Source organism: Hydrogenophaga sp. 70-12, from assembly GCF_001897365.1.
Classification (GTDB): domain Bacteria; phylum Pseudomonadota; class Gammaproteobacteria; order Burkholderiales; family Burkholderiaceae_C; genus Hydrogenophaga; species Hydrogenophaga borbori.
Genome location: NZ_MKSS01000376.1, coordinates 1 through 6,129, shown reverse-complemented (window position 1 = coordinate 6,129; position 6,129 = coordinate 1). Strand labels below are relative to the sequence as shown.

The 6,129-nt window shown below is 73.9% G+C and carries 4 protein-coding genes; 3 read left to right on the top strand and 1 reads right to left on the bottom strand.

The genetic code is table 11. The features are described from left to right. The 3 genes from BGO22_RS19265 to BGO22_RS19255 form a co-directional block, all read left to right on the top strand. A partial coding sequence (locus BGO22_RS19265; RefSeq protein ID WP_353744366.1) for a hypothetical protein occupies positions 1 to 721 on the top strand: 721 nt, incomplete at its 5' end. 492 nt (positions 722 to 1,213) lie between these two features. Beyond that, positions 1,214 to 2,950, top strand: coding sequence for an FG-GAP repeat protein (locus BGO22_RS19260; RefSeq protein ID WP_070398952.1), 1,737 nt, complete (start codon positions 1,214 to 1,216; stop codon positions 2,948 to 2,950). A 338-nt stretch (positions 2,951 to 3,288) separates the two neighbouring features. Further along, complete coding sequence (locus BGO22_RS19255; protein ID WP_139147031.1) at positions 3,289 to 4,977, top strand: hypothetical protein; 1,689 nt, start codon at positions 3,289 to 3,291, stop codon at positions 4,975 to 4,977. Here BGO22_RS19255 and BGO22_RS19250 read toward each other — a convergent pair. Next, positions 4,971 to 6,129, bottom strand: a 1,159-nt coding sequence (locus tag BGO22_RS19250; RefSeq protein WP_286852238.1) for a heavy metal translocating P-type ATPase, incomplete at its 5' end; no start/stop codon positions are given. The genes BGO22_RS19255 and BGO22_RS19250 overlap by 7 nt on opposite strands.

The following is a 6,129-nucleotide window of genomic DNA, read 5'->3' as shown; positions in this document are numbered from 1 at the left end:
ACTGCCGCTTCCCCTGACCCGGCGCCACCACCAGCGCCTGCGCGAGATGCACCGCTCGGCGGGCTGGCCCTGCCACGATCCGATCGAGGTCGAGCTGATCGCGGCCGGCTGCCTGCAGCGCTGTTTCGACGGCGCCGGGCGCGAGCACCTGCGCGTGAGCGATGCGGGCATCGCGCTGCTGGCGCGCATCTACGCGCGCAACCGCGCGGCGCTGTCGGCGCACGAGGCGCTGGTGCAGCGCGTCGCGCTGGAGCAGGCGCGCGCGGGCCGGCTGGCCTGGTGTGGGCTGGCGCTGCGCGCGCCGCTGCCGCGCGAGGGCGAACCGCTGGCCCATCACTGGGTGGTGGCCTGCCCGGACGTGTACTCGATCCGCCGCAGCTCGCGCGCCGACTGGCTGGAGCCCGTGGTGCACGAGATCAAGGTGAGCCGCGCCGACCTGCTGTCCGACCGGCGCAAGCCGGACAAGCGCGCGGCCTACCTCGGCATGGCGGGCGCGGTCTGGTACGTGCTGGGCCGCGACGCCAAGGGCCGCCCCGTCGGCGACGAGCGCGACGTGCCCGAGGACTGTGGCGTGCTGGTGGACGCGGGCGCGGCCGGGGGCTGGGAGCTGCGCCGCGAGGCGCCGCGCCGCGCCGTGCCGCAGCTGCCCCTGGGCGTATGGCTCGCCCTGGCGCAGGCCACGCCCCTGCAGGCCGACGAGCCCGATCAGCAGCCCCTCTGACCTTTGACCATCGGGCCGTCGGCCGTCCAGCCGGGGCGGTCTCGGCCGGGCTGCGGATACCCGCGCGCGTGCCGTCTGGCTACCTTGTGGCTTGACCGGGTGGCGGGCCCGCCCGGTCGCGCTTGCGGGGGTTCCCAAGGGCGTGCGTGGGCCCGGCTTCCTGGGGAATACGGCATGCAGACGGTGCGTCGATCGATGGCGTGGTTCGCGGCGGCGATGGCGCTGGTCTCCGTGACCGCTTGCGGCGGTGGCGGGGGCGATGCCGCCAGTGGTGGTGGCGGATCGGGCGGCGCGGCGGGCCCCAGTGCGAGTCCCAGTCCCGCTCCGGGCGGCGGTGCGGCGCCCTCGCCCTCGCCAGCCCCGGCGCCCGTCCCCGCGCCGCCGCCCGCCGGCACGCCGCCGGCCGCGCCGCCGCCGGGTTCGGGCTCGGCGCCGATTCCCGATCCCGGCGCCGGCACGGGAAGCACCCCATTCGCCCTCAGCATCACGGCCGTGCCCCAGCGCGGCCTGAAACTCGATTGGACCGCCGTGGCGGGTGCCGACTACTACCGGATCGAACGGGACGTGGATGCCAGCGACGGTGTCGACAACTTCGGCTCCGGCGCGCTCGGCTTCGTCCCGTCTTCGGCGCCGCCCACGCGCACATTCACCGACCTGCGCCTGACGGAGGCGATGAACCACAAGTACCGCGTCAGTGCCATGACGCCCAGCGGCGCCGTCCTGAGCACGGCGGTCGCCACGGTGAGCGGCGACCTGGCCGCCGCGGTCGACAGCCTGTCCAACCCGGTGGACGATGCCGGCGGCAACCGGGCGCGCGCGATGGCCACGGCCCTGCGCGACCAGGACGTCGTGCGGCACGTGCTGGCCGTGGGCCTGCCGGGGGCGAACCAGGGCATGGGCCTGGTCAAGGTCTATGAGCGCGCGCCGTTTGGCGGGGCTTGGACCGAGGTCCAGACCCTGTCGCTGCCGCAGGCGGCCCTGGGCGACTTCTTCGGCGCCAGCGTGGCCCTGTCGCCCAACGGCCTGTACCTGGCGGTGGGCGTGCCGGGCGACGACCACGCGAGCGCCGGCACGGGCGTCAATCCCCAGCCCTCGGCGCTGGCGCGCGACGTGCAGGACTCGGGCGCGGTGCAGGTCTACCAGTACGTGGCGGGTCAGGGCTGGGCGCCTGACGCCCGTTTCAAGGCCATCAACGCGGGGGCGGGCGACGCCTTCGGCACCGCCGTGGCCATCAGCAACGACGGCAACCTGCTCGTGGGCGCGCCCAACGAGGACAGCGCGGCCGACCCCGGCGTGTACCAGCCGTCCTCCGCCGACGCGCCCGAGCTGGGCGATGGCCCCTCCAACAGGCAGGACCGGGGCGCCGTGTACGCCTACGTGAACACCGGCCAGGGTTATGCCTTCGATGCCTACGTGAAGCCGTACGTCACGGACGCTTCTCAGTCGTCGATGTACTTCGGTGCCGCGCTCGCCATGGACGCGGCCGGGCAGCGGGTGGCCGTGGGCGCGCCCCGCGCGTCGTACGACGGCGCGCTCGCCGGGGGCGTGTCGTTCTACAGGGTGTCGTGGGGCCCGCAGGGCGATCCTCCCTGGACCCGGTGGAACCTGCTGCAAACCTTCGGCCCCGGGGGCGATCGCTGCGTGGACGCCAGCACCAGCCCGTTGTCCCCCGCCTACCGTGGCCTGGGCGGCGCCCTGTCCATGAGCACCGATGGCAACTGGCTGGCCGCCGGCTACGCCGAGAAGGGCGGCCTGGTGCCGCAGACCGGGCAGACCCTGCCCGCGAACGCGGGCCAGGTGGCCGTGTACCGCTACCAGAACAACACCTGGGCCTGGCATTCCTCGCCCGTGGCGCCGGCCCCGCGCGCCAACGACCGCTTCGGCACCAGCCTGGCCCTGGTCAATGGCGCCAACGGGCCCCAGTTGCTCGTCGGTGCGCCCGAGGACGGTGCCCCGCACAAGGGCGTGATGCGGGCGGCGGACATCGTGCCCGTGAACCTGCCGTCGCCAGCGGAGGCCGGCGCGGCCTATTGCTTTGTCGGGAACGCCAGCGACCCCAGCCGGCCCCTGACCCTGAAGGCGCGCCTGAAGTCGCCCGATCCGCAGAACCAGCAGTGGCTGGGCCAGGCCACGGCCCTGACCCAGGACGGCAACGAGTTCCTGCTGAGCGGCATGTACGACGGCGACCCGCGCGCGCTCTTCCCGAACGTGATCTTTTTTGGCTACTGAGCCTTCTCGACTACTCAACCAAAAAAAAAGGAATGCAGATGGCGCGTCGTTCGATGCGGTGGTTCGCGGCCGCGATGGCGGTGGCGTATCTGAGTGCTTGTGGTGGTGGGGTGGACGACCCCAACCACCGCGACGGATCGGGCGGCGGTTCGTCGGCCACGCCGAGCCCCAGCCCGAGCCCGAGCCCCGCTCCGGGCGCCCCGACGCCGCCGCCACCGCCCGCGCCGCCGCCCCCCTCGGGCTCGCCACCGGCGTCGCCGCCCCCGGGCTCGGGCACGGGGGCGATTCCCGATCCGGGCACCGGCGGCTCCACCGCCTTCAACCTCAGCATCACCGCCGTGCCACAACGCGGCCTGAAGCTCGACTGGCCCGCCGTCGCCGGCGCCTCCAGCTACCGCATCGAGCGCGACGCCGATGCGCTCGACGGCACCGACCGCTTCGCCGAAGTGGCGCAGTCGCAGGGGCCATCGATCACCTTCACCAACCTGAGCCTGGTGGAGGCGGTGAACCACCGGTACCGCGTCACCGCCTGCGGTGCCAGCGGCTGCGACCTGGGCCGGGGCACCGCCGTGGTGAGTGGGGACCTCGCCAGCGCCGTCGTCTCGGCGACCGCCGACGTCGACGACGGCACCCAGGTGGCGCGCGCCATGGCCAGCGGCCAGCGCGGCAATACCCAGGTGCTGGCGGTGGGCCTGCCGGGCGCCAACGGTGAGCGCGGCATGGTGCTGCTGTACGAGCGCGCGGTGGACAGCGCCGCCTGGTCGCCGCTGCCGCTCACGCTGGCGCGGGCGAACGGCGCAGCGCTCGACCATTTCGGCGCCAGCGTGGCCTTGTCGGCCAATGGGCACTGGCTCGCGGTGGGCGTACCGGGCGACGACGCGCCGAGCGCCCTGGATGGCGTCAACCCCAACCCGCCCGTGGGCACCGCGCCGGTGAACGATTCGGGCGCGGTGCAGGTGTACCGCCACGCCAGCGGCGGTGGCTGGAACCTGGTGGCGCGCATCAAGGCCCCCAACGCCGGGGCGAAGGACGCCTTCGGCACTGCGGTCGCCATCGGCAACGAGGGGCAGTTGATCGTCGGCGCGCCCAACGAGGACGGCGGCGCGGACGGCGACGCCTACCGCTACGGCACGGCCGAGGCGGACGCCCTGAACGACCGCAGCGCCGAAGACCGCGGCGCGGTGTACGCGTACGCGGCCAGCGGCGATCTCTACAGCTTCAAGGCCTATGTGAAGCCGCCGGTGCAGCCGGGATCGACCGGCGTGTTCTTCGGTGCGGCCCTCGCGACGGACCCGTCGGCCCAGTGGATCGCCGTGGGCGCGCCGCGCGCGTCCTTCAACGGGCAACTGGCCGGCGGCGTGCTGATCTACGACTTGGCCTGGCTCTGGTCCGGCGCGGCCAAGCCGGCCCCGCTGGCCGCGGGTTTTGCGCCGCAGGCCAACCGGTCCTCGCCGGTGACGCCCAACCCCGCTCCTTCATCGCCCGCCTACCGAGGCTTCGGTGGCGCCGTGTCCATGGGCGCGGGCGGCGACTGGCTGGCGGTGGGTTACGCCGAGAAGGGCTACGACCCGCAGGACGGCGGCCCGATCCGTTCAGCCGCGGGTCAGGTGATCGTGTACCGGCGCCAGGGCGCGGTCTGGAGCGAGCACTCGGTCCTGCTGGCGCACACGCCGCGCGCGAACGACCGCTTCGGCATCAGCGTGTCCCTGGTGAGCGCCAACGGGCCGCAGTTGCTCGTGGGGGCCAGCGAGGACGGCGCCCGGCACAAGGGCCTGCAGCGGGCGGCGGAGGTCGCGCTGGACGACGCGCAAGGGCTCGAATCGCCGGTCGACGCCGGTGCGGCGTACTGCTTCGTGGCGAACCCCGACGCCAGCCAGCCCCTGGTGCTCAAGGCGCGGCTGAAGGCGCCCACGCCCTTGAGCAACCAGTGGCTCGGCCTGGCCACCGCGATGACGCGGGACGGCAGTGAGCTGCTGCTGAGCGGCCACCACGTCGACACCTCCAGCGCCGTGTTTTTCGGCTACTGAGCCTTGGCCCGCAGCAGCCGCAGGCCGTTGAACACCACCAGCAGGCTGGCGCCCATGTCGGCGAACACCGCCATCCACATGGTGGCGTCGTCGAACAGCGCGAGCAGCAGGAAGACGAACTTGATGCCCAGCGCCAGCGCGATGTTCTGCCACAGCACCGTGTGCGTGCGCCGGGACAGGCGCACCGTCTCCGGCAGCTTGCGCAGGTCGTCGTTCATGACGATGACGTCGGCGGCCTCCATGGCGGTGTCGCTGCCCGCGCCGCCCATGCCGAAGCCGATGGTGGCGGCGCTCAGCGCGGGGCCGTCGTTGATGCCATCGCCCACCATGCCCACGGCGCCCTGGGCGCGCAGGGCCTCGATGGCCTCCAGCTTGTCCTGCGGCAGCAGGTTGGCGCGCACCTCGCGAATGCCCACCTGGGCCGCGATGGCCTGGGCCGTGGCCGGGTTGTCGCCGGTGAGCATGACCGTGCCGATGCCCAGCGCGTTCAGCGCCTGGATGGCCTCGCGGCTGCTGGCCTTGGTGGTGTCGGCCACCGCGAACAGCGCCAGCACGCCCTGGGCGCCCGCGAGCAGGGTAACGGTGCGGCCCTGGGCCTCGTGCTCGCGCATCAGCGCCTCCAGCTCGGGCGAGCACTGCCGGCGCTCTTCCATCCAGCGGTGGTTGCCCAGCGCGTAGGCCTGGCCCTCGACCTGGCCGCGCACGCCGCGGCCGGGCTCGGCGGCGAAGCCGTCGACGGGCGCGGCGGGGCCGTCGAGGCCGGCCGCGATGGCCTTGGACACCGGGTGGTCCGAGCGCGCCGCCAGGCTGCGCGCGATGGTCAGCACCCGCTCGGGCGCCAGCGCGCCGGGCAGCAGGGCCTGCGCCACCAGGCGCGGCTTGCCTTCGGTGATGGTGCCGGTCTTGTCCACGGCCAGCACGCGCAGGCGGCGCGCCTCCTCCAGGTACACGCCGCCCTTGATGAGGATGCCGCGGCGCGCCGCCGCCGCCAGGCCGCTCACCACCGTCACCGGGGTGGAGATCACCAGCGCGCAGGGGCAGGCGATGACCAGCAGCACCAGCGCCTTGTAGACGGCGGTCAGCCAGGGCCAGCCGAACAGCAGCGGACCGGTCAGCGCCACGGCGAGCGCGATGGCGAACACCGCCGGCGTG